Raw genomic sequence first — 22,485 nt, forward strand, 5'->3', positions numbered from 1 at the left:
TCCCCAAATGGCCTTGATCGGTGCGGATGTCCATGCTAACGGGAAGTGGACGTGTCTCATTCCACGATCATGGACACACATCGGTCTCGTATGTTCGTACGGGACCGGCCGCCGCATCCGCTCATCGGAAGGGCGGGCCCCGGGGCTACTGCTCGGCGAGGGCCCGCAGCCGGCTGAGCGCCCGGTGCTGGGCCACCCGGACCGCGCCGGGTGACATTCCCAACATCCGGCCCGTCTCCTCGGCCGTGAGGCCCACCGCGATGCGCAGCAGCAGCAGCTCCCGCTGGCTCTCGGGCAGGTTGGCCAGGAGTTTCTTGGCCCATTCGGCGTCGCTGCTGAGCAGCGCCCGCTCCTCGGGGCCCAGGGAGTCGTCCGGCCGCTCGGGCATCTCGTCGGACGGGACGGCCGTGGAGCCGGGGTGCCGCATCGCCGCGCGCTGGAGGTCGGCGACCTTGTGGGCGGCGATGGCGAAGACGAACGCCTCGAAGGGGCGCCCGGTGTCCCTGTACCGGGGCAGCGCGAGCAGCACCGCGACGCAGACCTCCTGGGCGAGGTCCTCGACGAAGTGGCGGGCGTCGCCGGGAAGGCGCGACAGCCGGGTGCGGCAGTAGCGCAGTGCGAGGGGGTGGACATGGGCGAGCAGGTCGTGCGTGGCCTGCTCGTCTCCGTCCACGGCGCGGTGGACGAGCGCGCCGATGCTCCCTTCCGCGGGAACCGCATCGTCGTCGCGCATCGGTCCATGGTGCCCTGCGGCCGTCCGGTCCGCGGCACCGCGCCCGTTGTTGTGCACCGAAGCGTTATGAGCAGGTGCGCCGGAACTCATCCCCTGCGCCCTCCCCTTCCGCTCGACCGACTCGTCCCCGAGGAACTCCACACCTCAAGGATGCGGCATCGGCGCCGAAACGAGCAGCGGGCGTCCGGCGAGCCCTCCGGCCGCCCCCGTCCACCGCGGGGCGGGCGGGGATCCGGATGCCGTCTCCGGCCGCACGGAGGCGCCCGGCCCTGTCGTCGGACTCCCGTCGCCGCTCCAAGGGCGGCCCTGCCGCGCCGGACGCGCGCGCTCGGCGCGGCAGGGCCCTGGCCCTCGTACGGGGCATACGCGGGCCAGGGCCCGGTGCGGCGAGGGGGAAGGCCCCCGGCGGCGAGAGCCTGGGGGAGCGTGCCTGGCGTCGCGGGGCGGACGGGAGTGGGACGACAGGGCCTAGCGGACCAGGCCCCACCGGAAGCCGAGCGCCACGGCGTGTGCCCGGTCCGAGGCGCCGAGCTTCTTGAACAGCCGGCGGGCGTGCGTCTTGACGGTGTCCTCGGAGAGGAACAGCTCCCGGCCGATCTCGGCGTTGGAGCGGCCGTGGCTCATGCCCTCGAGCACCTGGATCTCCCGCGCGGTGAGCGTGGGCGCGGCGCCCATCTCGGCGGAGCGCAGCCGGCGCGGGGCGAGCCGCCAGGTCGGGTCGGCGAGGGCCTGCGTGACCGTGGCGCGCAGCTCGGCGCGCGAGGCGTCCTTGTGCAGGTAACCGCGGGCGCCGGCGGCGACGGCGAGGGCCACGCCGTCGAGGTCCTCGGCGACGGTGAGCATGATGATGCGCGCGCCGGGGTCGGCGGACAGCAGCCGCCGGACGGTCTCGACGCCGCCCAGTCCGGGCATGCGCACGTCCATCAGGATCAGATCCGAGCGGTCGGCGCCCCAGCGGCGGAGGACTTCCTCGCCGTTGGCCGCCGTCGTCACGCGCTCGACGCCGGGCACGGTGGCCACCGCGCGGCGGAGCGCCTCTCGGGCAAGCGGGGAGTCGTCGCAGACGAGGACGGATGTCATGGCCGTCCTCCGCAGCTGATGCGCGTCACCTTGAGCCTCCAGGCTGGTACGAAATGTCACCTATGCGGTCGACCGTCTCGGACGCCCGCCCGAGCGCCTTTCCTTCAACCGCCTCCGCACTCTCAACGACGGTCACTCGAAAGAGTTACGGGGCCGTGCGTCATCTTCGGCACTCTATGTGAGGGGACGGACACGGTGGAGACATGAGCGGCAGACCCACAAGCTTTCATCACAACCTATGCCCCATTTAGACCCTTTTCTTCCGCTTTGCCAGTGTCTGCGGCTAGATTCGCAATGAGTCATATTTTCATCTCCTTAGATCGTACTTGTACGGTCGTGGACACCGTATCCGCCCAGATCGGCTACAAGGGGTCACGCAATGGCAGATTTCTCCCGCCTTCCCGGACCGAACGCGGACCTGTGGGACTGGCAGCTCCTGGCTGCTTGCCGCGGGGTGGACAGCTCGCTCTTCTTCCATCCGGAGGGCGAGCGCGGTGCGGCTCGGAGTGCTCGCGAGAACTCGGCCAAGGAGGTCTGCATGAGGTGCCCGGTCCGCGCCGAGTGCGCGGCGCACGCGCTGGCGGTCAGAGAGCCGTACGGCGTGTGGGGCGGGCTGACCGAGGACGAGCGCGAAGAGCTCATGGGGCGAGCGCGCCACCGGCTGGTGTCGGCGTCGGCCACCGGCGGGAACGCTTCCCCGAACAGTTGAAAGAACGTTTCTTCAATCCCCCGGGCACGCGCACGCGTGCCCTGACTTCTGCCGGGGGTTACCGCGCCGCCGCCCGCGCGAGCTCCTCCAGCGTCGCCGCCACCGCCGGGACCTGGGCCAGGTCGGGCAGGGTGAGCGCGACGATCTGCCGCTCGACCGCCGGTTCCAGCGCCACCGTGCGCGCGCCGCGCGGCCGTACCGACTCGACGGCGAGCTGCGGCAGGACGGCCACGCCCAGTCCGGCCCCGACCAGGCCGACGACGGCCGGGTAGTCGTCGGTGGCGAAGTCGATGCGCGGGGTGAAGCCCGCCCCCTCGCACACCTCCACGAGCTGCCCCCGGCAGCGGGGACAGCCCGCGATCCACGGCTCCCGGGCGAGCTCCCCGATGGCGACGGACTCCGCGCGCGCGAGGCGGTGCCGCTCCGGTACGAGCGCCACGAGCCGGTCGGCCAGCAGGGGCCGTACGACGAGGTCGTCCCACTCCTCGGCGCCCGCCGCGCCCTCGTAGCGGAAGGCGAGCGCCACATCGCAGTCACCCTCGCGCAGCAGCTCGACGGACTTGGGCGGCTCGGCCTCCTCCAGGGAGACGCGGGTGCCGGGATGGGCGGCGCGCAGGGCGGCCAGGGCGGTGGGGACGAGGGCGGAACTGCCGCTCGGGAAGGAGACCAGCCGGACCCGGCCCGCGCGCAGTCCGGCGATGGCGGCGACCTCCTCCTCGGCCGCCGTCAGCCCGGCGAGGATCCCGGCGGCGTGCCGGACGAGCGCCTCGCCGGCCTGGGTCAGCCGCATCTCGCGTCCGCTGCGGACCAGCAGGGGGGTGCCCACGGACGTCTCCAGGGCCTTCATCTGCTGGCTGACGGCGGGCTGGGTGCAGCCCAGCTCGCGCCCGGCGGCCGAGAAGGAACCGGTGGCGGCCACGGCGCGGAGCACGCGGAGGTGACGGGCTTCGATCACACAGCAGAGGATAAGGGGTCCTTTGGTACGACCGCGAATATTGCGTCGACGCTTTGGCTCGCGGTCCCCTACCGTGCCGCCATGAAGCTTCTGTCTGTGAATCTCGGCCGCGCGAAGACCGTGCCGTACACCGATCAGCCGGAGGGCCTGACGGGGATCGACAAGCGGCCGGCCGACGGGCCGGTGCGGGTGGCGGCGCCGGGCCCGAAGGGGGCCGGCGGGAGCGGGCTGGCGGGGGACGCGGTGTGCGACACCCGCCACCATGGCGGCGACGACCAGGCGGTGTACGCGATGGCCCGCGAGGACCTGGACGACTGGGAGCGCGAGCTGGGCCGGCCGCTGCCGAACGGCTCGTTCGGCGAGAACCTCACCACCGCCGGCCTGGACGTGTCCGGGGCGCGGATCGGCGAGCGCTGGCGCGTGGGGCCCGAGGTGGTGCTGGAGGTCACCTGCGGACGGATTCCCTGCCGCACCTTCCAGGAGCATCTGGGGGAGAAGCAGTGGGTGCGGCGCTTCACGCGGAAGGGGGCGCCCGGCGCGTATCTGCGGGTGGTGGAGCCCGGCGAGATCCGGGCGGGCGACGCGGTGGAGATCGTGCACCGGCCGGACCACGAGGTCACGGTGGCCTTGCAGTTCCGGGCGCTGACCACCGAGCGGGAGCTGCTGCCGCGGCTGCTCGCGGCGGGCACCGCGCTGCACCCGGAGGCGAGGGAGGCGGCCCGCGCGTACGTGGAGCGGTACGGCGCCTGACGGCCGCTCACCGGGAGTGCCTTCACCCGCGCTTCATCGATCGGGAGGGCCTGTGACCAAACGGACGAGCACGGTCCGGGTCACTAATCTTGCGTCATGACAACGGCATTGATTACGGGATCGACGGCAGGCATCGGCGCCGCGTTCGCCCGGCGGCTGGCCGCCGACGGGCACGACCTGGTGCTGGTGGCCCGCGACACCGGCCGGCTGCGGGTGCAGGCGACCGAGCTGCACGACCGGCACGGCATCGAGGCGGAGGTCCTGACGGCCGACCTGGCGACCGACGACGGCATCGAGGCGGTGGCCGCCCGGCTGCGCGACCGCCGCAACCCGGTCGACCTGCTGGTCAACAACGCCGGTTTCGGCAACAAGGGCCGCTATCTCGACGTCCCCATGGCCGACGAGCTGCGCATGCTGAAGGTGCACATCGAGGCGGTGCTGCGGCTGACCTCGGCGGCGACGGAGGCGATGCGGGAGCGCGGACGCGGCGGCGTCGTCAACGTCGCCTCCGTCGCCGCCTTCGTGCCGCGCGGCACCTACGGAGCGTCCAAGGCGTGGGTCGTGCAGTTCACCCAGGGCGCGGCGCGCGATCTGGCGGGCAGCGGCGTACGGCTGATGGCGCTGTGCCCCGGCTTCGTGCGCACCGAGTTCCACCAGCGGGCCGGGATGGGCACGGACAACATCCCCGGCTGGCTGTGGCTGGACGCGGACAAGCTGGTCGCGGCGGCGCTCGCGGACCTCGCCCGGGGCAAGACCGTGTCCATCCCGGACCCGCGCTACAAGGCGCTGATGGGTGCGGCGAAGCTGGCGCCGCGCGGGCTGCTCGGCGGGATCACGTCGAAGACGGGGCGGAAGTACGGGCCGCGCTAGCTTCGTGACGGGGCGGAGACGGGGGACTTCCGCCCCGGCAGGGCGAGAACGCCGTGAACCGCCGTCCCGGCGGGGCGGAGGCGGGGATCTCGCCGGTCAGCGCGCGGACGCGGGAAAGCCCCCGGCCCGGCGGGTCGCGCGGGGCGGGGGCTTTCTCGGATGCCGGTGGCTCAGTGGGCGTGGCCGTGGCCGTGGCCGTGGCCCGCGGCGGCCTCTTCCTCTTCCTTCTTCTCGACGACCAGGGTCTCAGTCGTCAGCAGCAGGGAGGCGATGGAGGCGGCGTTCTCCAGGGCGGAGCGGGTGACCTTCACCGGGTCGATGACGCCGGCCTTGATCAGGTCGCCGTACTCGCCGGAGGCGGCGTTGTAGCCGTTGCCCTTCTCCAGCTCCTTGACCTTGGAGACGATGACGTAGCCCTCCAGGCCGGCGTTCTCCGCGATCCAGCGCAGCGGCTCGACGACGGCGCGCGCGACGACGGAGACACCGGTGGCCTCGTCGCCGGTCTTGTCGAGGTTGCCCTCGAGGACCTTGGAGGCGTGGACCAGGGCGGAGCCACCACCGGAGACGATGCCCTCCTCGACCGCGGCGCGGGTCGCGGAGATGGCGTCCTCCAGACGGTGCTTGCGCTCCTTCAGCTCCACCTCGGTGGCGGCGCCGACCTTGATCACGCACACGCCGCCGGCCAGCTTGGCGAGGCGCTCCTGGAGCTTCTCGCGGTCCCAGTCGGAGTCGGTGGTCTCGATCTCGGCCTTGATCTGCGCGACCCGGCCCTGCACGTCCTCGGACTTGCCGGCACCGTCGACGATCGTGGTGTCGTCCTTGGTGACGGTGACGCGGCGGGCGGAGCCGAGCACGTCCAGGCCGACCTGGTCGAGCTTGAGGCCGACCTCCTCGGAGATGACGGTCGCGCCGGTGAGGACCGCCATGTCCTGGAGCATCGCCTTGCGGCGGTCGCCGAAGCCCGGGGCCTTGACGGCGACGGCGTTGAAGGTGCCGCGGATCTTGTTCACGACGAGGGTGGACAGGGCCTCGCCCTCGACGTCCTCGGCGATGATCAGCAGCGGCTTGGAGGAGTTGGCCTGGATGACCTTCTCCAGCAGCGGCAGCAGGTCCGCGATGGCGGAGATCTTGCCCTGGTTGATGAGGATGTACGGGTCCTCCAGGACGGCCTCCATGCGCTCCTGGTCCGTCACGAAGTACGGCGACAGGTAGCCCTTGTCGAAGGCCATGCCCTCGGTGAAGTCCAGCTCCAGGCCGAAGGTGTTGGACTCCTCGACGGTGATGACACCGTCCTTGCCGACCTTGTCCATCGCCTCGGCGATGAGCTCGCCGACCTGCTGGTCCTGGGCGGACAGCGCGGCGACGGCGGCGATGTCGGACTTCTCGTCGATCGGGCGGGCCGTGGCGAGGAGGTCCTCGGAGACGGCGGCGACGGCCGCGTCGATGCCCTTCTTCAGGGCGGCCGGGGAGGCACCGGCGGCGACGTTCTTCAGGCCCTCGCGGACCAGCGCCTGGGCCAGGACGGTGGCGGTGGTGGTGCCGTCACCAGCGATGTCGTTGGTCTTGGTCGCCACCTCCTTCACCAGCTGGGCGCCGAGGTTCTCGTACGGGTCCTCGATCTCGACCTCGCGGGCGATCGTGACACCGTCGTTGGTGATGGTGGGGGCGCCGAACTTCTTGTCGATGACGACGTTGCGGCCCTTGGGGCCGATCGTCACCTTCACCGTGTCGGCAAGCTTGTTGACGCCGCGCTCGAGGGCGCGACGGGCGTCCTCGTCGAACTTCAGGATCTTCGCCATGGCAGCGGGAGCCCTCTCGGAAATCTGGGATGAAAAGCGACTGCGCCCCGGCGCCCGGCTTCGTTATCGGTCGCGGGGGCCAGGGCGCAGCTGTTGAGCAGAAGTCGAGGTGAGGTCGACTTACTTCTCGACGATCGCGAGCACGTCGCGGGCCGAGAGAACGAGGTACTCCTCGTTGTTGTACTTCACCTCGGTGCCGCCGTACTTGCTGTAGAGCACGACGTCACCGACCTTGACGTCAAGCTCGACGCGCTTGCCGTCCTCGATGCGGCCCGGGCCCACGGCCAGGACGACGCCCTCCTGGGGCTTCTCCTTGGCGGTGTCCGGAATGACCAGGCCCGAGGCCGTGGTCTGCTCGGCGTCCAGCGGCTGGACCACGATGCGGTCCTCGAGCGGCTTGATGGCAACCTTGGAGCTGGCGGTCGTCACGATCCGACCTCCCCCTTCGGAGATCTCACGGGGTTAACTGTCTGAGGTGGCGACCAGGTCGATCCGTCGTCGCGGGTGCCGGACCTGCCCGTCGCGTAGTTGGCACTCTCCAGGGGGGAGTGCCAGAGCCGAGACTATGACCGTCGTTAGCACTCGGTCAAGCGGAGTGCCAATTGCGGACGGCGCGTCGGGTGCGAGCGGGGGCGCTCGCCCGGCCGCGCGACGGGTCAGAGGTAGTCCTCCAGCCGCCCCACCCGCAGCCCCCGCCGCTCGATCTCCCGCAGCACCCGCTCGGTGCGCTCGCTCAGCGGGCGGCCCGTCGGGCGGTCCGGGTCCACGGCGACGATGTCGCCGGGGTGGAGCCGGCGGGCGCCGCGGGTGTACGTCAGACGGCCCTCGCCGTCGGCCGCCGCCCGCCACAGGACGACCGCCGCGAGGCCGCAGTCGGCGGCGGCGCGCAGGGTCGTGGCGTCGTACGTGCCGTAGGGCGGGCGAAGCAGCCGCGGGCGGACGCCGAAGCGGGCCTTCAGCTTGTGCTGCTGGCCGCAGATCTCGGCGCGCTGTCCGGCGTAGGGCAGGCCGCGCAGGGACGGATGGTCCAGGGTGTGGTTCTGCAGGCTCGCGCCGACCGCGCGCAGCCGCGCGAAGTGCCCGTAGCCGGGCCCGGCGACGCTGTCGGTGAGGAACATGGTGACCGGCAGCCGCCGGGCGCGGACCAGTGCGAGGAACCGCGGGTCGCGTTCGGCGCCGTCGTCGTAGGTGAGGAAGACGACCGGGTCCCGGGTGCGGACGTGGTCGACGACGGCCGGCAGCGGGTGCCCCTGGCCGCTCTCGCGCGTCCCCTTGCCGCCCGGCCGCTGGGCGAGCGGGGCGGAGCCGCCGGCGGCGCAGCCGGCGATCAGGGCGGCGGTCAGGGCGGCGGTCAGGGCGGCCCCGGCCGGCCGGGTCCGCCGCCGCCTCACAGGTAGTCCTCCAGCCGGGCCACCGCGTATCCGTCGGCGGTGACCTTGTCCAGGAACCGGCGGACCATGTCGCGCATCGTGCCGTTCCAGTCGTCCCGGCCGCGGAAGTGGCTGAGGACGATGTCGCCGGGGTGCAGCGAGCGGTCCCACTCGCGGTACTCCCAGTGGTCGGCGAAGACCTCCTCGCTCCACAGGGGCACGTGCTCGATGCCGCAGTTCTTGGCGGCGCGCAGGGTGTTCCCGTCGTAGTTGCCGTACGGCGGGCGGAAGACGGTGGGGCGCTTGCCGTACCGCTCGCCGATCACCCGCTGCATGCCGCAGATCTCCTCCTCCTGGCGGCCGTAGGACAGGGCGGGCAGGTACGGGTGGTGCAGTGTGTGGTTGTTGAGGGTGACGCCCCGGTCCTGCATCCGCTTGAAGTAGCCGTAGTCCTCCTTGACCAGGTAGTCGCTGAGGAAGGCGGTGTACGGCACCTTCAGCTCGCTCATCATCCGCAGGAACGCCGGGTCCTTCTCGGCGCCGTCGTCGATGGTGAGGAAGACGATCCGGTCCTCGGTGGGGACGGTGGTGAAGACCGGCGGCAGACCCTGCTCCTCGTGGCCGTCGACCTCGAAGCCGGGGCGCGTGGTGATCACCGGTTTGCGCGCGGGCGGCGGCGGGGCGGTCAGCGGCACCCGCTTCAGGCCCCAGCGCCGGGCGGCGGCGGCCCGGGCGGCGTGCGCCGCGCCCAGCTTGGCGGCGTAGGCGTCGAGCGCGCGGGCCGGGGGCGCCTGGAGCGGCTGCTGGCCGGCGGCGGGCCGCACCCCGGAGGCGTCGTGCGCGCAGCCCGCGGCCAGGGAGGCGACGGCGAGCACGGCGAGGCCGCCGCGGATCCGCGTCCCCGGCGACACCTTCGAGATCACCCCGGTTTTGTCATTTTGTCCGACTGCTCGCATGGTGCCGGATCCTCGCAGCCGCCGCCCCGGAACCCGGCCCGACACCTCGGCCCGCGGCGGACCATCCACCGACTGGCCGACAATGAGCCGGTGAACGACCTCGACGCCCTCCTGCCCCTGCTCACCCCCGAGGGCCGCGCCCTCCTCGACGAGGTGCGCGGCACCGATCCCGCCCGGGAGCTGGCGGTCGCCACCCGGCTGCGGCGCGACCACCCCGCCGCGCTGGTGTCGGCGGCGCTCGGGCAGGCGCGGCTGCGGCAGCGGGCGGTGGCGAAGTTCGGGGCCGTGGACGCCGGGCGGATGTTCTTCACCCCGAACGGGGTCGAGCAGTCGACCCGGGCGACGGTGGCGGCGTACCGGGCGGAGCGGATGAGGGCGCTGGGGGTGACCTCGGTGGCCGACCTGTGCTGCGGGATCGGCGGTGACGCGATCGCGCTGGCCCGGGCCGGGATCCGGGTGCTGGCCGTGGACCGGGACCCGCTGACGGCGGCGGTGGCGCGCGCCAACGCCGACGCGCTCGGCCTCGCCGGGCTCATCGAGGTCCGCGAGGCGGACGTCACGGAGGTGGACACGGCCGGGTACGACGCCGTCTTCGTCGACCCGGCGCGGCGCGGCGGACGGGGCCGCGTCTTCGACCCGGAGAGCTACTCGCCGCCCCTGTCCTGGGCCGTGGAGGCCGCCCGCGGGGCATCCCGCGCCGCCGCGCTGAAGGTCGCGCCCGGCATCCCCCACGAGGCCGTGCCCGCCGGCGCCGAGGCCGAGTGGGTCTCCGACGGCGGGGACGTGAAGGAGGCGGTGCTCTGGTTCGGCACCGAGCCCGGAGCCGTGCGGGCCACGCTGCTGCCGGGGCCGCGCACCCTGCTGTCCCGGCGCCTGCCCGACCCGGCGGTGCGGCCCGTCGGGCGGTACCTGTACGAGCCCGACGGAGCGGTCATCCGCGCCCATCTGGTCGCCGAGGTCGCCGAGCGGGTCGGCGGCGGGCTGCTCGACGCGACCATCGCCTACGTCACGGCCGACGACCTGCTGCCCACGCCGTACGCCACCGCGTACGAGATCACCGACCACCTCCCCTTCAACGTCAAGAGGCTGAAGGCGCTGCTGCGGGAGCGGGGGGTCGGGACGCTGACCGTGAAGAAGCGGGGGTCGGCGGTCGAGCCGGAGGAGCTGCGGCGGAAGGTCAGGCCGCAGGGACCGAACGCGGCGACGGTGTTCCTGACCCGGGTGGCGGGGGCCCCGGCGATGCTCGTCGGCCATCCGGTGCGCCCGGCCCCGTCCGGCACGCCCTGAAAGCCCCCGCCCGCCGGGCGCCATCCCCCGCGGCCGCCCGGCGCCGCACTGCCCGGCGCGCCGCGTCAGCATCCGCCGCTCCCGTTCGTCGCCGGTCAGCGGGGCGGCCCGGGCGCACTCCGCGCGGGCCTCGTCCCTACGGCCCAGGCGGTGCGGCAGGGCGCCGCGCACGCTCGGCAGGAGGGTCGCAGTCCCGCAGGGCGGGTGCGGCGGCGGGTCTGGTTCAGGGCCGTCCCGCGGAGCCGGGTCCGCAGGGCGGGCGCGGTCAGCGCAGGGACGCCCAGAGACGCTCCGCCTCCGGCTCCCTCGCCACCACCCGGTTGGCGTCCCAGGGAGCCGGTACCACCGGCATCGTCACCGTCCGCACGCCGGACGGCGACAGGCCCCGCAGACTCTGGCCGAGGCCGGCCAGTTCGCCGAGGGAGTCCAGGCCGGTGTCGGTGGTGAGGCTGCCGGTGACCGCGTCGGCGATCCGGTACAGCCGGGCCGGGTCGGTGAGCAGACCGGCCGAGGAGATTCGTTCCAGCAGCGCCTTGACCAGCTTGTGCTGGAGTTCTATGCGGGCCAGGTCGCTGCCCTGGGCCAGGCCGTACCGGGTGCGGGCCAGGCCCAGGGCCTGGGTGCCGTTCAGGCGGTGGGTGCCCGCCGGGAGGCGCAGATGGCTCTTGTCGTCGTCGATGTCCTCGTCGATCGTGACGGTGACCCCGCCGAGCGCGTCCACGAGCCGGGTGAAGCCGGAGAAGTCGATCTCGATGTAGTGGTCCATGCGGACGTCGGTGAGCGCCTCGGCCGTCTTGACCGCGCACACCGGACCGCCCACGGCGTACGCGCTGTTGAACATCGCGTTCCGCGCCTCGGGCGTCGCGCCGCCGGACGGCAGCGGGCAGGAGGGGCGCGTGACGAGCGTGTCGCGCGGGATGCTCACGACGGTCGCGCCGGTACGGCCCGCGTCGAGGTGGACGATCATCGCGGTGTCGGAGCGGGCGCCCTCGCTGTCACCGCCGCCCAGCTCCCGGTTCTCCTCGCCGCCGCGCGAGTCCGAGCCGAGCACGAGGATGTTCAGGGGCCCGGTGGGCGGCGGGGCCGCCGCGGACGGCGTCGTCACGGGCCGGGCCGGGCGGTCGTCGCCGAGGGCCTGGTCGATGTCGACGCTGGTGATGTTGCCGTTCAGCTGCCGGTACGCCCATCCCGCCGCGGCGGCGCCCAGCAGCAGCGCGCCCGCCAGGGCGAGACCGGCGATCCGTACGAGCCTCGACCGCCCGCCCATGGGCCCGCCCCCGTTCCCGGCGCGCCGCGCGCACCGCCCGCGTGTCCCCGCGTGTCCCCGTGCAACCCCTACAGGGAGGAACGTACGTCCGATTTATGACAGGCGGACGTCCGGGGCGGACTTTCTTCGGAATTTCTCAGACTTTTCAGCCGTCCGCCTCCGCCGGGTTCTCCGCCCGGGCCGTCGCGGGCGGAGCCGTGCTGCTGCGCACCACCAGGCTGGTGGCCAGTTCCACCCGGGTCGCCGCCGCGGAGCCGTCGTCGCGGCCGAGGTCGAGGACGAGGCGGGCGGCGGCCTCGGCCATCTCGGTCAGCGGCTGCCGTACGGTCGTCAGCGGCGGGCCCACCCAGCGCGCCACCGGCAGATCGTCGAAGCCCACCACGCTGAGGTCCTCCGGGATGCGCAGTCCCAGCTCGCGCGCGGCCTCGTAGAGCCCGAGCGCCTGGAGGTCGTTGCCGGCGAAGACGGCGGTGGGCCGGTCGGGGCGGCGCAGCAGGGTGAGGCCCTGCCGGTAGCCGGCCTCGTGGTGGAAGTCGCCGGCGGTGATCAGCTGGGGGTCCACCGGGAGTCCGGCCGTCTCCAGGGCGGCCCGGTAGCCGTCGACGCGGGCGCGGCTGCACATCATCCGCGACGGCCCGCTGATCGCGCCGATCCTGCGGTGCCCGAGTTCGATCAGATGGCGGGTGGCCGCCAGTCCGCCCTGCCAGTTGGTGGCGCCGATGGACGGCACGTCGGCGCCCGGGTCACCGGCCGGGTCCATCACCACGAACGGGATGGAACGGCTGGTCAGCAGGGCGCGCTGGGACTCGTCGAGGCCGGACAGCACCAGCACCACGCCGTGCGGGCGGCGGGCGGCGACCTGGTCGGCCCAGCTCCGCCCGGGGGTCAGCCGCCCCGCGCTCTCGGAGAGGACGACGCTCAGTCCCGCGTCCCGCGCCACGTTCTCCACGCCCCGGATGACCTCCATCGCCCAGGCGCTCTCCAGTTCGTGGAAGACCAGGTCGATGAGGGGCGAGCGGGTCGCCTCGGCCCGTCGGCGGCGGTAGCCGTGGGCGCGCAGCAGCTCCTCCACCCGGCTCCGGGTGGCCGGGGCGACGTCGGCGCGTCCGTTGAGAACTTTCGAAACAGTCGGTGCCGACACACCGGCCGCACGGGCGATCTCGGCGAGTGTCGCGGACTGCGTGGATCGCCCTTGCGTCCGGGTTTCAGCGGGCTGCGGGGATGTCATGGCGGCGATCGTATCCTCCGTGGCCCTCGCGAATGAAGCCATCAGAACCCATCGGGGCACTCCGGCCGCCCGGAACATTCGGTCAACCGGCCGCAACATTCGCCACGGCGTGGCTGTCCAATCCGCCCGCCCGGCCCGTTCCGACGGCCCGCACAGCGGGCGGGGCGCACCGGGCGGCCCACCGGAAACGGGTACGGCCGCGCCCCCGGGCCGGGGGTACGGCCGCACCGAGGGCCCGGCCCCGCCCGCCGGTCAGTCCGCGTCCACCGCCTCGAACCGCCAGCGGTGCACCGCCCGGGTGACCAGCTCCGCGTCCGGCTCGGGGAGTTCGGGCAGGCCGGCGTCGTACGGAGCGTCCCACCAGGTGATGACCAGGACCCGGTCCCGCGGGGCGCGGAAGGTCTCCCGGCGCAGCGGAGCGCGCGGCAGCCGCTGCGCCCGGGCCCAGGCCAGCAGTTCCTCTCCCCGCCCGGCCACGGCCCGCGCCTCCCACATCAGGGCCACCGTCATGAGTACAGGTTCTCCTTGCTCACCTCGTGCACATGGTCGTGGCCGTGCGCGTGGCCCGGGACGTGCGGGTCCGTCACGGGCAGCGACGAGTCCGCCGACAGGTCCCAGTCGGAGGCGGCCCGGCCCCGGGCGACCATCTCCGCGCCGAGCGCCGCGACCATCGCGCCGTTGTCCGTGCACAGCTTGGGCCGGGGCACGCGCAGCCGGATCCCGGCCGCCTCGCACCGCTCCTGGGCCAGCGCCCGCAGCCGGGAGTTGGCGGCGACCCCGCCGCCGATCATCAGGTGGTCGACGCCCTCGTCCTTGCAGGCGCGCACCGCCTTGCGGGTGAGCACGTCGACGACCGCCTCCTGGAAGGAGGCCGCCACGTCCCGCACCGGCACCTCCTCCCCCGCCGCCCGCTTGGCCTCGATCCAGCGGGCCACGGCCGTCTTCAGGCCGGAGAAGGAGAAGTCGTACGCCGGGTCGCGCGGCCCGGTCAGCCCGCGCGGGAACGCGATCGCCTGCGGGTCGCCCTCGCGCGCGTACCGGTCGATGACCGGGCCGCCGGGGAAGCCGAGGTTCAGCACGCGGGCGATCTTGTCGAACGCCTCGCCGGCCGCGTCGTCGATGGTGGCTCCCATCGGGCGGACGTCGGAGGTGATGTCCGTCGACAGCAGCAGCGAGGAGTGGCCGCCGGAGACCAGCAGCGCCATCGTCGGCTCGGGCAGCGCGCCGTGCTCCAGCTGGTCGACGCAGATGTGCGAGGCGAGGTGGTTGACGCCGTACAGCGGCTTGCCGAGCGCGTAGGCGTACGCCTTCGCCGCCGAGACGCCGACCAGCAGGGCGCCGGCGAGTCCGGGACCGGCGGTGACGGCGATGCCGTCCAGGTCCCTGGCGCTCACCCCCGCCTCCTTCAGCGCGCGGTCGATGGTGGGGACCATCGCCTCCAGGTGGGCGCGGCTCGCCACCTCCGGCACGACACCGCCGAAGCGGGCGTGCTCGTCGACGCTGGAGGCGACGGCGTCGGCCAGCAGGGTGGTGCCGCGGACGATGCCGACGCCGGTCTCGTCGCAGGAGGTCTCGATACCCAGGACGAGCGGCTCGTCGCGTGAGTCAGCCATTGATCTCGGTTCCTTGTACGCCGTTGAGGGAGGTTGCGGGGTCGGTCAGGCGCATCACCAGGGCGTCCACGTTCCCCGGCTGGTAGTAGCCGCGTCTGAGGCCGATGGGCTCGAAGCCGAAGCGCTCGTAGAGCTTCTGGGCGCGGACGTTGTCGACGCGGCATTCGAGGAGCACCTCGGCGCACTCGAAGGCGGTCGCGGCGCGCAGCAGCTCGGTCAGCAGCCGGCGGCCGAGGCCGGTGCCCCACTGGTCGCGGGCGACCGCGATGGTCTGGACGTCGCCGACGCCCCCGGCGGCGGCCAGGCCCGCGTATCCGGCGATCCGGCCGTCCAGCTCCGCCACGAGGTAGCGGTGGGTGGCCGCCGGCCCGCGCGCGTGGGCCAGCTCGGACCAGAACATCCCGCGCGACCAGGCGTCGTCAGGGAACAGCTCCCGTTCCAGCTCCAGCACGGGTTCGATGTCCCACCAGCGCATCTCGCGCAGCACGGCGGGCGCCGACCCGGTCACTTGCCCGGTCACTTCGGCGTGACCACCTTGTAGTTCTTGGGGACCTGGGCGTCGGGCCGGCGCAGGTACAGCGGCCGGGGCGCGGGCAGCTCCTCGCCGGCCGCGAGCTTCTCGGCGGCCAGCCTGGCCAGGGCGGCGGCCGAGACGTGCTCGGGCTCGTGCGCCCGGGGGAAGGTGTCCGGGTAGAGCAGCGCGCCCGCGCCGACCGCGGGCAGGTCGCGGATCTGCTCGGCGATGTCGGCGGGGCGGTCGACGGCCGGGTCGGTCAGACGGGTGCGGGAGTCGGCGTAGCGGGCCCAGTAGACCTCCTTGCGGCGGGCGTCGGTCGCCACGACGAAGGGGCCCGGCAGGTCGGCGGCGTACGCCAGGCCGTCCAGCGTGCACAGACCGTGCACGGGCACGCCGAGCGCGAGGGAGAAGGTCTCCGCGGTCATCAGGCCGACGCGCAGGCCGGTGTAGGGGCCGGGCCCGATGCCGGCGACGATGCCGGTGACGGCGTCGAGCTTCAGGCCGGCCTCGGCGAGCACCCGGTCCACGGCCGGAAGCAGCAGCTCACCGTGGCGGCGCGCGTCCACCTGGCTCGACGAGGCGATGACATCCGTACCGTCGTGCAGCGCGACGGTCACGGCGGGAGTGGCGGTATCCAGAGCGAGCAAGAGCACGCAAACAGCCTACGGCTCCCGCGCCGGGCGCACGGCCGCCCCGGTCGGACGGTCACGTCCTGCTACCGTCGCCAGCAAGCACGACGTACGACGACGAGGTGGTCGCCAGTGGCAAGCAGCAGCGCCGGGATCGTCGCCGGGCTCACCGCGGCGGCCCTCGTGACGGTGGGCGTCCTCGCCTACCAGGCGTCGGCCACGGTCCCGGCCGGCCTGGGCAAGCCGCGCTCCGCCGCCAGCCCCGCCCCGGGGCCCGCCAAGGCGCCCCGCGACCAGCGGAACCCCACCGCGCTGCCGGGCGGGTCCGGGCAGGGCGAGCGGGTCGTGTACTCGCTGGACGACGACCGGGTGTGGCTGGTCGGCGCGGACAACCGGGTCCAGCGCACGTTCAAGGTCGTCCCCAGCTCGGTGGACCCGGCGCCGGGCACCTACGCGGTCACCTCCCGCTCGAAGGCGATCACCGGCTCCGACGGCATCCCGGTGGAGCACGTGGTGCGCTTCGCCGGTGTGGACGGGGTGGTCATCGGCTTCAGCGCGGCCGTGGACGGCTCGATGCCCACGCCCAACCCGAACGTGCGCACGGGCGGCATCCGCCAGTCCCGCGCCGACGGCCACGCGATGTGGCACTTCGCGACGATCGGGCAGCGCATCGTCGTCATCCGCTGAGCGAGGCCGGGCGGCCGGGCGGCGGAGGGCTCTGACGCTCCGCGGCCCCTGCCCCGTGGTCAGGGCCCCGTGGCCTCAGGGCCCCGTGGGCCTCAGGCGGCCTCGCGGTGTTCTCCGGCCCGCCGGGACGCGGCCGCCGGAAGGTCCGGCGGGCGCGGCGGGGTGGAGACGGCGGTCGCGGCGGCGCAGGCCGCCAGCAGATCGCCCATGGACACCACCCCGGACACCCCGGACACCCCGGGCGCCTTCGGCTGCCGTGGCTCTGACTGCGGCCGCGGTTGCGCGTGGGTTCCTGAAGCCGACATGGACGCCTCCTGGGGGGCCGGGGGCGGACGTAGTTAGGTAGACCTAACTACGGACTGGATACCATGTGACCACGCGCCGGACGCCGAACGCAACACCTTGCCGACGGCCTGTCGGAATATTCCGGGACGAGAACCCGCCAACGAGGCATCCCGGACGTTCCCGAGACACACGAAACGGCGTCGAGCCTCAGGCGCCGGGCCTCGGGCCCCGGGCCCCGGACAGCCGGGCCTCGGGCCCCGGGCCCCGGGCCCCGGACAGAGGGTTCCCCGCCGCGGGGCGGCCGGCGACCTCCCGCTCAGACGGCGAGCACGCTCAGGTCGGCCGCGGCCCACCGCTCCCCGATGCCCGTCAGCGTCACGTGCCGCACCTCGTCGGTGGTGTCGCCCACGGCGCGGTGGATCAAGATCTGCAGCCGGTCGTCGGTCAGCTCCTCGACCTTGCCCTCGCCCCACTCCACCACGATCACGGACTCGGGCAGCGAGACGTCGAGGTCGAGGTCCTCCATCTCGTCCAGGCCGCCGGACAGGCGGTAGGCGTCGACGTGGACGAGCGGCGGCCCGTCACCGAGGGAGGGGTGCACACGGGCGATGACGAAGGTGGGGGAGGTGACGGCGCCGCGCACGCCGAGCCCCTCGCCCAGCCCGCGGGTCAGCGTGGTCTTGCCCGCGCCCAGCTCCCCGGTGAGCATCACGAGGTCGCCCGCGCGCAGCAGCTTGGCGAGCGTGCGGCCCAGTTCCCGCATCTGGTCGGGGGAGGTGACGGTGATCTCGACGGCGGGCAGGGGCTCAGCCGGGCCCTGCGGTGCTGCTGGTGCTTCCATAGCCCTCAACCGTAGCCCCTGCGGGCACCGCGCCCGCGCGTGCCAGCAGGTCGGCGAGGCGGTCGGTGACCACCTCCGGATGCTCCAGCATCACCAGGTGCCCGGCGTCCGGCACCAGCACCAGTTCGGCGCCCGGCAGCAGGCCGGCGATCGCCTCGCTGTGCTCGCTGGGCGTGACCATGTCCTGGATCCCGGCCAGCACGAGCACCGGCAGACCCGCGAAGCGGGCGAGCGCGTCGGTCTTGTCGTGGTCGTCGAAGGCCGGGTAGTACTCGGCGACGACGTCGATCGGCGTGGACTCGATCATCCGCTCGGCGAACCGGGCGACGGCCGGATCGACGTCCCGGGACGCGAACGAGTACCGCTTGATGATCCCGGCGAACAGGTCCGCGGTCGCCCGGCGCCCCTTCTCCACCAGCTCGGCCCGCTGCCCGAGCGCCTTCAGCACCCCGGGCAGCACCCGCCGCACCGCGTTGACCCCGGCGACCGGCAGCCCGAAGTTGACCTCGCCGAGCCGCCCGGAGGAGGTGCCGACCAGGGCCGCGGCGACGACCCGCTCACGGATCAGCTCGGGGAACCGGTCGGCCAGCGCCATCACCGTCATGCCACCCATGGAGTGCCCCACCAGCACGATCGGCCCCTCGGGCACGGCCGCGTCCAGGACGGCCTTCAGGTCGCCGCCCAGCTCGTCGATGGTGACCGGCGCGCCGTCGCGGACCTGCGCCACGCCCCGCCCGGACCGGCCGTGGCTGCGCTGGTCCCAGTGCACGGTGCGCACCAGGCCCCGCAGCGCCGCCCGCTGGAAGTGCCAGGAGTCCTGGTTGAGGCAGTAGCCGTGGCAGAAGACGACGGTGACCGGGGCGGGCGCCTTGCGGCCGAAGAGGCGCCGGCGGCGCGCCGCCGGGCCGCCCTCGGGCTCCGCGTCGTCGACCTCGTAGTACAGCTCGGTGCCGTCCTCGGCGTACGCCGTGCCGGGCGTGCCGCGCAGCGCGCCGTACGGTCCGGCCGCGTCCAGGACGAGCCGCGCCCTGCGGCGTATGCCCCGGCCGACGGTGAGCCGCTCCAGGGCGACGCCGGCCGCCGCGCCCGCCGCGACGACGCCCAGCGCGACGCCGGCGATGCCGGTGGCCCGGCGCCAGCCTCCGGCGGCCGCTTCCGCGGCGGAGGCGACGGCCGCCGCGGCGACGTCCGCGACGGCCTCCCCGCTGCTCTCGCTCACGTACCGCTCCTCCTCGCCGGACTGGTGTTCGGCTCGTAAGCCGGGGTGGGGTCTTGTGCGTGGGTGGTGCCGAAGTGCCGTGCCGTCCTTGTCGGTTACCCGGCTCGCCGCTCGTCCACCGGGACGTCGCCGGCGGGCGCGTCGTTCAGGTGGACGCGGGGGACGCGCGGTCCGATCCGGGTGACGATCTCGTACGCGATGGTGCCCGCGGCCTGGGCCCAGTCCTCGGCGGTGGGCTCACCGCGGTCGCCGGGCCCGAACAGGACGGCCTCCGCCCCCGGTTCGGGCTCGTCCCCGCCGAGATCCACGACGAACTGGTCCATCGCGATCCGGCCGGCGACCGTACGCCACTTGCCGTCGACCAGCACGGGCCCGGTGGAGGAGGCGTGCCGCGGGACGCCGTCGGCGTACCCCAGCGGGACCAGGCCGAGGGTGGTCCGGCCGGGCGTGGTGTAGCGGTGCCCGTAGCTGACGCCGTGGCCGCCGGGCACCTGCTTGACCAGGGCGAGCGAGGCGGTCAGCGTCATCACCGGGCGCAGTCCGAAGTCGTCCGGGGTGCCGATCTCGGGGCTGGGCGAGATGCCGTACATGGCGATGCCCGTCCGTACGAGGTCGAAGCGGGCCTCGGGCAGGGTGAGCGTGGCCGGCGAGTTGGCGATGTGGCGCACCTCGGGGCGGACGCCCTGCTCCTCGGCGTACGCCACCATCTCCCGGAAGCGGGTGAGCTGGGCGGCGATGGAGGGGTGCCCCGGCTCGTCGGCGCAGGCGAAGTGGGACCACAGGCCGGTGACCCGCAGCAGCCCCGCGCGTTCGGCCCGCAGGGCTTCCCGGACGAGTACGGCCCAGTCCTCGCCGGGCTGGCAGCCGCCCCGCCCGAGTCCGGTGTCGGCCTTGAGCTGCACCCGCGCGGGGCGCCCCGCGCGCCGGGCGGCCTCGGTGACCTCCGCCAGGGCCCACAGGGCGCTGACGGACATGTCGAGGCCGGCCTCGATCCCCTGCCGCCAGGGCCCGCCCGGCGTCCACAGCCAGCACATGATCCGGACGTCGGCGGGGATGCCGTCCGCCGCCCGCAGCGCGAGCGCTTCCTGCGGCGTCGCCGTGCCCAGCCAGGTCGCGCCGGCCTCGACGGCCGCGCGGGCGCACGGCAGCGCGCCGTGGCCGTACGCGTCCGCCTTCACCACGGCCATGACGGCCGCGCCGCGCGCCCGTTCGCGCAGCACGCGCACGTTGGCCCGCAGGGCGGCCAGATCGATCTCGGCGCGGGCCCGCAGGGTCGCGGTCCGCAGGGCTGCTGTCTCACTCATCGTGCCCCAGTGTCTCAGAGCGCCACACCGGCCGGTCCGACCGCACCGGCCCGGGGCCCCGGCCCGCTCCCCCGTGCCCGCCTGCCACGGCACCCCCTCCGGCCGAGGCCCGCTCTCCGCGCCGCCACTCCCGCCACACCGCGGCCCGCCCTCGTCACCGCTCCCGTACGACGTCCCGCCACGCCCGGGGAAGCGCCTCCGCCACGTCGTGCGCCCCCACCGGCGCCTCCTCGGCCGCCAGCCGTCCGGCCAGCCCGTGCAGGTACGCCGCCACGCTTCCCGCGTCCCGCGCCGAGAGCCCCGCGGCGAGCAGCGAGCCCGCCAGGCCGGAGAGCACGTCCCCGCTCCCGGCGGTGGCCAGCCAGGACGTCCCCGTGGCGTTCACCCGCACCGGACGCCCGCGCTCCGGGCCGGCCACCACCGTCGTGGACCCCTTCAGCAGGACGGTCGCCCGGTAGCGGGCCGCCAGCTCCCTGGCCGAGGCCAGCCGCGCCGACTCGACCTCCTCCCGGCTGACGCCGAGCAGCGCGGCGGCCTCCCCGGCGTGCGGGGTCATCAGGGTCGGTGCCCGGCGCGCCCGTACGGCGTCCCGGTCGGCCAGCCGCAGCCCGTCCGCGTCGACCAGCACGGGGACGTCCGCCGCCAGGACCTCCGCCACGGCCGCCGCGTCGTCCCCGGCGCCCGGCCCGACGACCCACGCCTGCACCCGCCCGGCACGCCCCGGCCCCTGGTCGGACACGAGCGTCTCGGGGAAGCGGGCGATCACGGCGTTCCCGGCGGGCCCGACGTACCGCACAGCCCCGGCCCCGCCCCGCAGCGCGCCGGACACGGCGAGGACGGCCGCTCCCGGATACCGCGCGGACCCGGCGGCGATGCCCACGACCCCGCGCCGGTACTTGTCGCTCTCGCTCGCCGGCACCGGCAGCAGCCGGGCCGCGTCCGCGTGCTGGAGCGCCTCCAGGTCGGCGTCGGCGGGCAGTTCGGGCCGCAGCCCGATGTCGACCAGCCGTACGGACCCGGCGTACTGCCGCGCGGGATCGATCAGCAGCCCCGGCTTGTACGTCCCGAACGTCACCGTCACATCGGCCCGTACGGCGGCTCCGTGCACCTCCCCCGTGTCCGCGTCGACGCCGCTCGGCAGGTCGACGGCGACGACGGCGGCCCGGGCCCGCTCGGCCGCGGCGGCGAGCGGGACGGCGTCCGGCCGCAGCCCGCCCTTCCCGCCGATGCCGACGATGCCGTCCACGACGAGGTCGGCCCGCTCGATCACCCGGTCCGCCGCGCCGGCGTCCGCGACGGACCCGCCGGCCCGGCACAGCGCGGCCAGCCCCGCGGCGTGCGCCCGCCGCGGCGCGAGGAGCACCGCCGTCACCCCCGCGCCCCGCCGGGCGAGCCGCGCCCCGGCGTACAGGGCGTCACCCCCGTTGTCCCCGCTGCCGACGAGCAGCACGACCCGGCTGCCGTACACCCGCCCGAGCACTTCCGCGCAGACGGCGGCGAGCCCGGCCGCCGCCCGCCGCATCAGTGTCCCGTCGGGAAGCCCGGCCATCAGCTCCCGCTCCGCCGCCCTGACCGTCTCCACGCTGTACGCAGTACGCATGCCGTCGAGTGTGCCCCGTACGCCGATGCCCCTGCCGCAACCGGCGGGGAAACACACCGGGTCCCGGGCTCGGGCTGCTCGGCTCCGCCGGACCCGCGTGCGGACCCCGGAGAAACGGCGAACCCCGGCCCTGTGACAGGACCGGGGTTCGTCATCGAGCGCCGGGCAGGCCTTGCACCTGCATCTCCCCGCAGGAAGCGGGGCGTCTTTCCTTGGACCACCAACGCGGGCCGGGTCACCGCCCGCCGGGCGGCTCGCTCAAGATCGATATTAGCCCAGCCGGGGGCCGCCGCGCCACTTCGCGCCCGGGTGGCCCGCCCCGGGCGGGCGGCGGCTATCCCTCCGCGACGACCACCGCGGAGGCCACCCCCGCGTCGTGACTGAGCGACACATGCCAGGACCGCACCCCCAGTTCGGCCGCCCGGGCCGCCACCGCGCCGCTCACCCGCAGCCGGGGCTGCCCGCTGGCCTCGACGTAGACCTCCACGTCCGTCCAGTACAGCCCCGCGGGCGCGCCGAGCGCCTTGGCCAGCGCCTCCTTGGCGGCGAAACGGGCGGCCAGGGAGGCGACGCCCCGGCGCTCCCCGCTGGGCAGCAGCAACTCGCTGTCGCGGAACAGCCGCCGGGCCAGATTGGGCGTACGCTCCAGCGACTCCTCGAACCGCTCGATCCCGGCCACGTCGATACCGACCCCGATGATGCTCATGGCGAGCACCTTACGAGGTGCCCGAACGGCCCCTTCCGCGCCATCGGGCGGGTCCCGGGGCGCCCGGCCGTCACGGCCCG

Annotated in this window: 24 protein-coding genes; 5 read left to right on the plus strand and 19 right to left on the minus strand. The window is 74.3% G+C overall.

What is annotated here, in order from left to right; all coding sequences use genetic code 11:
* Positions 1-145 precede the first annotated feature (145 nt).
* Positions 146-733: a sigma-70 family RNA polymerase sigma factor gene (locus tag AB0L74_RS15295; RefSeq protein ID WP_365650983.1), complete on the minus strand. Its 588-nt coding sequence runs from the start codon at positions 731-733 to the stop codon at positions 146-148.
* A 468-nt stretch (positions 734-1,201) separates the two neighbouring features.
* On the minus strand, positions 1,202-1,813 hold the full coding sequence (locus AB0L74_RS15300) for a response regulator transcription factor (RefSeq protein ID WP_003948568.1): 612 nt from the start codon (positions 1,811-1,813) through the stop codon (positions 1,202-1,204).
* A gap of 379 nt (positions 1,814-2,192) precedes the next feature.
* Between AB0L74_RS15300 and AB0L74_RS15305 the strand changes: the two genes are divergently transcribed.
* Entirely contained in the window at positions 2,193-2,522 is a 330-nt protein-coding gene (locus AB0L74_RS15305) for a WhiB family transcriptional regulator (protein ID WP_365650986.1), read from the plus strand.
* A 58-nt stretch (positions 2,523-2,580) separates the two neighbouring features.
* Here AB0L74_RS15305 and AB0L74_RS15310 read toward each other — a convergent pair whose 3' ends face one another.
* A complete protein-coding gene (locus AB0L74_RS15310) occupies positions 2,581-3,477 on the minus strand; it encodes a LysR family transcriptional regulator (protein WP_365650989.1) in 897 nt (298 codons plus the stop codon).
* 81 nt (positions 3,478-3,558) lie between these two features.
* On the opposite strand from AB0L74_RS15310, the gene AB0L74_RS15315 reads away from it, so the two are divergent.
* Complete coding sequence (locus tag AB0L74_RS15315; RefSeq protein ID WP_365650992.1) at positions 3,559-4,227, plus strand: MOSC domain-containing protein; 669 nt, start codon at positions 3,559-3,561, stop codon at positions 4,225-4,227.
* A 96-nt stretch (positions 4,228-4,323) separates the two neighbouring features.
* Complete coding sequence (locus AB0L74_RS15320; protein WP_365650995.1) at positions 4,324-5,097, plus strand: SDR family oxidoreductase; 774 nt, start codon at positions 4,324-4,326, stop codon at positions 5,095-5,097.
* A gap of 170 nt (positions 5,098-5,267) precedes the next feature.
* Here the strand turns inward: AB0L74_RS15320 and groL are convergent, their stop codons facing one another.
* The 4 genes from groL to AB0L74_RS15340 form a co-directional block, all read right to left on the minus strand.
* Entirely contained in the window at positions 5,268-6,896 is a 1,629-nt protein-coding gene (groL, locus tag AB0L74_RS15325) for a chaperonin GroEL (protein WP_365650998.1), read from the minus strand.
* A 120-nt stretch (positions 6,897-7,016) separates the two neighbouring features.
* Entirely contained in the window at positions 7,017-7,325 is a 309-nt protein-coding gene (gene groES / locus AB0L74_RS15330; protein ID WP_029382138.1) for a co-chaperone GroES, read from the minus strand.
* Positions 7,326-7,552: 227 nt separating this feature from the next.
* Positions 7,553-8,287, minus strand: a complete 735-nt coding sequence (locus AB0L74_RS15335) for a polysaccharide deacetylase family protein (protein WP_365651001.1) — start codon at positions 8,285-8,287, stop codon at positions 7,553-7,555.
* Positions 8,284-9,159 (minus strand): polysaccharide deacetylase family protein, encoded by an 876-nt coding sequence (locus AB0L74_RS15340; protein ID WP_365651205.1) that lies wholly within the window; start codon positions 9,157-9,159, stop codon positions 8,284-8,286. The genes AB0L74_RS15335 and AB0L74_RS15340 overlap by 4 nt, the downstream gene beginning before the upstream one ends.
* Before the next feature lie 45 nt (positions 9,160-9,204).
* Here AB0L74_RS15340 and AB0L74_RS15345 point away from each other — a divergent pair, with 45 nt between their 5' ends.
* The gene (locus tag AB0L74_RS15345; protein WP_365651004.1) at positions 9,205-10,509 is read left to right on the plus strand and encodes a methyltransferase domain-containing protein; all 1,305 of its coding nucleotides are present in this window, start codon (positions 9,205-9,207) and stop codon (positions 10,507-10,509) included.
* Between the two features lie 265 nt (positions 10,510-10,774).
* On the opposite strand, the gene AB0L74_RS15350 is transcribed toward AB0L74_RS15345, so the two are convergent.
* The 6 genes from AB0L74_RS15350 to tsaB form a co-directional block, all read right to left on the minus strand.
* Positions 10,775-11,776, minus strand: coding sequence for an LCP family protein (locus tag AB0L74_RS15350; RefSeq protein ID WP_365651007.1), 1,002 nt, complete (start codon positions 11,774-11,776; stop codon positions 10,775-10,777).
* Positions 11,777-11,921: 145 nt separating this feature from the next.
* Positions 11,922-13,004: a LacI family DNA-binding transcriptional regulator gene (locus AB0L74_RS15355; protein ID WP_365651011.1), complete on the minus strand. Its 1,083-nt coding sequence runs from the start codon at positions 13,002-13,004 to the stop codon at positions 11,922-11,924.
* Positions 13,005-13,256: 252 nt separating this feature from the next.
* Positions 13,257-13,514 (minus strand): hypothetical protein, encoded by a 258-nt coding sequence (locus AB0L74_RS15360; RefSeq protein ID WP_365651013.1) that lies wholly within the window; start codon positions 13,512-13,514, stop codon positions 13,257-13,259.
* On the minus strand, positions 13,511-14,617 hold the full coding sequence (gene tsaD / locus AB0L74_RS15365) for a tRNA (adenosine(37)-N6)-threonylcarbamoyltransferase complex transferase subunit TsaD (protein WP_365651016.1): 1,107 nt from the start codon (positions 14,615-14,617) through the stop codon (positions 13,511-13,513). The genes AB0L74_RS15360 and tsaD overlap by 4 nt, the downstream gene beginning before the upstream one ends.
* On the minus strand, positions 14,610-15,092 hold the full coding sequence (gene rimI, locus AB0L74_RS15370; RefSeq protein ID WP_365651208.1) for a ribosomal protein S18-alanine N-acetyltransferase: 483 nt from the start codon (positions 15,090-15,092) through the stop codon (positions 14,610-14,612). The genes tsaD and rimI overlap by 8 nt, the downstream gene beginning before the upstream one ends.
* Positions 15,093-15,133: 41 nt before the next feature.
* Positions 15,134-15,787, minus strand: coding sequence for a tRNA (adenosine(37)-N6)-threonylcarbamoyltransferase complex dimerization subunit type 1 TsaB (tsaB, locus tag AB0L74_RS15375; RefSeq protein ID WP_365651019.1), 654 nt, complete (start codon positions 15,785-15,787; stop codon positions 15,134-15,136).
* A 108-nt stretch (positions 15,788-15,895) separates the two neighbouring features.
* Here tsaB and AB0L74_RS15380 point away from each other — a divergent pair, with 108 nt between their 5' ends.
* Complete coding sequence (locus tag AB0L74_RS15380; protein ID WP_365651022.1) at positions 15,896-16,450, plus strand: hypothetical protein; 555 nt, start codon at positions 15,896-15,898, stop codon at positions 16,448-16,450.
* A 92-nt stretch (positions 16,451-16,542) separates the two neighbouring features.
* Here the strand turns inward: AB0L74_RS15380 and AB0L74_RS15385 are convergent, their stop codons facing one another.
* From AB0L74_RS15385 to AB0L74_RS15410, 6 genes are all read right to left on the minus strand, one after another.
* The gene (locus AB0L74_RS15385) at positions 16,543-16,686 is read right to left on the minus strand and encodes a hypothetical protein (RefSeq protein WP_365651025.1); all 144 of its coding nucleotides are present in this window, start codon (positions 16,684-16,686) and stop codon (positions 16,543-16,545) included.
* A gap of 365 nt (positions 16,687-17,051) precedes the next feature.
* Entirely contained in the window at positions 17,052-17,576 is a 525-nt protein-coding gene (tsaE, locus tag AB0L74_RS15390) for a tRNA (adenosine(37)-N6)-threonylcarbamoyltransferase complex ATPase subunit type 1 TsaE (RefSeq protein WP_365651028.1), read from the minus strand.
* The gene (locus AB0L74_RS15395) at positions 17,542-18,795 is read right to left on the minus strand and encodes an alpha/beta hydrolase (RefSeq protein ID WP_365651031.1); all 1,254 of its coding nucleotides are present in this window, start codon (positions 18,793-18,795) and stop codon (positions 17,542-17,544) included. Before AB0L74_RS15395 ends, tsaE begins: the two co-directional genes overlap by 35 nt.
* Before the next feature lie 95 nt (positions 18,796-18,890).
* On the minus strand, positions 18,891-20,099 hold the full coding sequence (gene alr, locus AB0L74_RS15400) for an alanine racemase (protein WP_365651034.1): 1,209 nt from the start codon (positions 20,097-20,099) through the stop codon (positions 18,891-18,893).
* Positions 20,100-20,253: 154 nt separating this feature from the next.
* The gene (locus AB0L74_RS15405) at positions 20,254-21,699 is read right to left on the minus strand and encodes an NAD(P)H-hydrate dehydratase (protein ID WP_365651037.1); all 1,446 of its coding nucleotides are present in this window, start codon (positions 21,697-21,699) and stop codon (positions 20,254-20,256) included.
* Positions 21,700-22,033: 334 nt separating this feature from the next.
* On the minus strand, positions 22,034-22,405 hold the full coding sequence (locus AB0L74_RS15410) for a holo-ACP synthase (RefSeq protein WP_365651040.1): 372 nt from the start codon (positions 22,403-22,405) through the stop codon (positions 22,034-22,036).
* Positions 22,406-22,485 lie beyond the last annotated feature (80 nt).

Origin of the sequence: Streptomyces sp. NPDC052020, assembly GCF_040680575.1 — a bacterium.
In the GTDB taxonomy this organism is placed as follows: Bacteria; Actinomycetota; Actinomycetes; order Streptomycetales; family Streptomycetaceae; genus Streptomyces.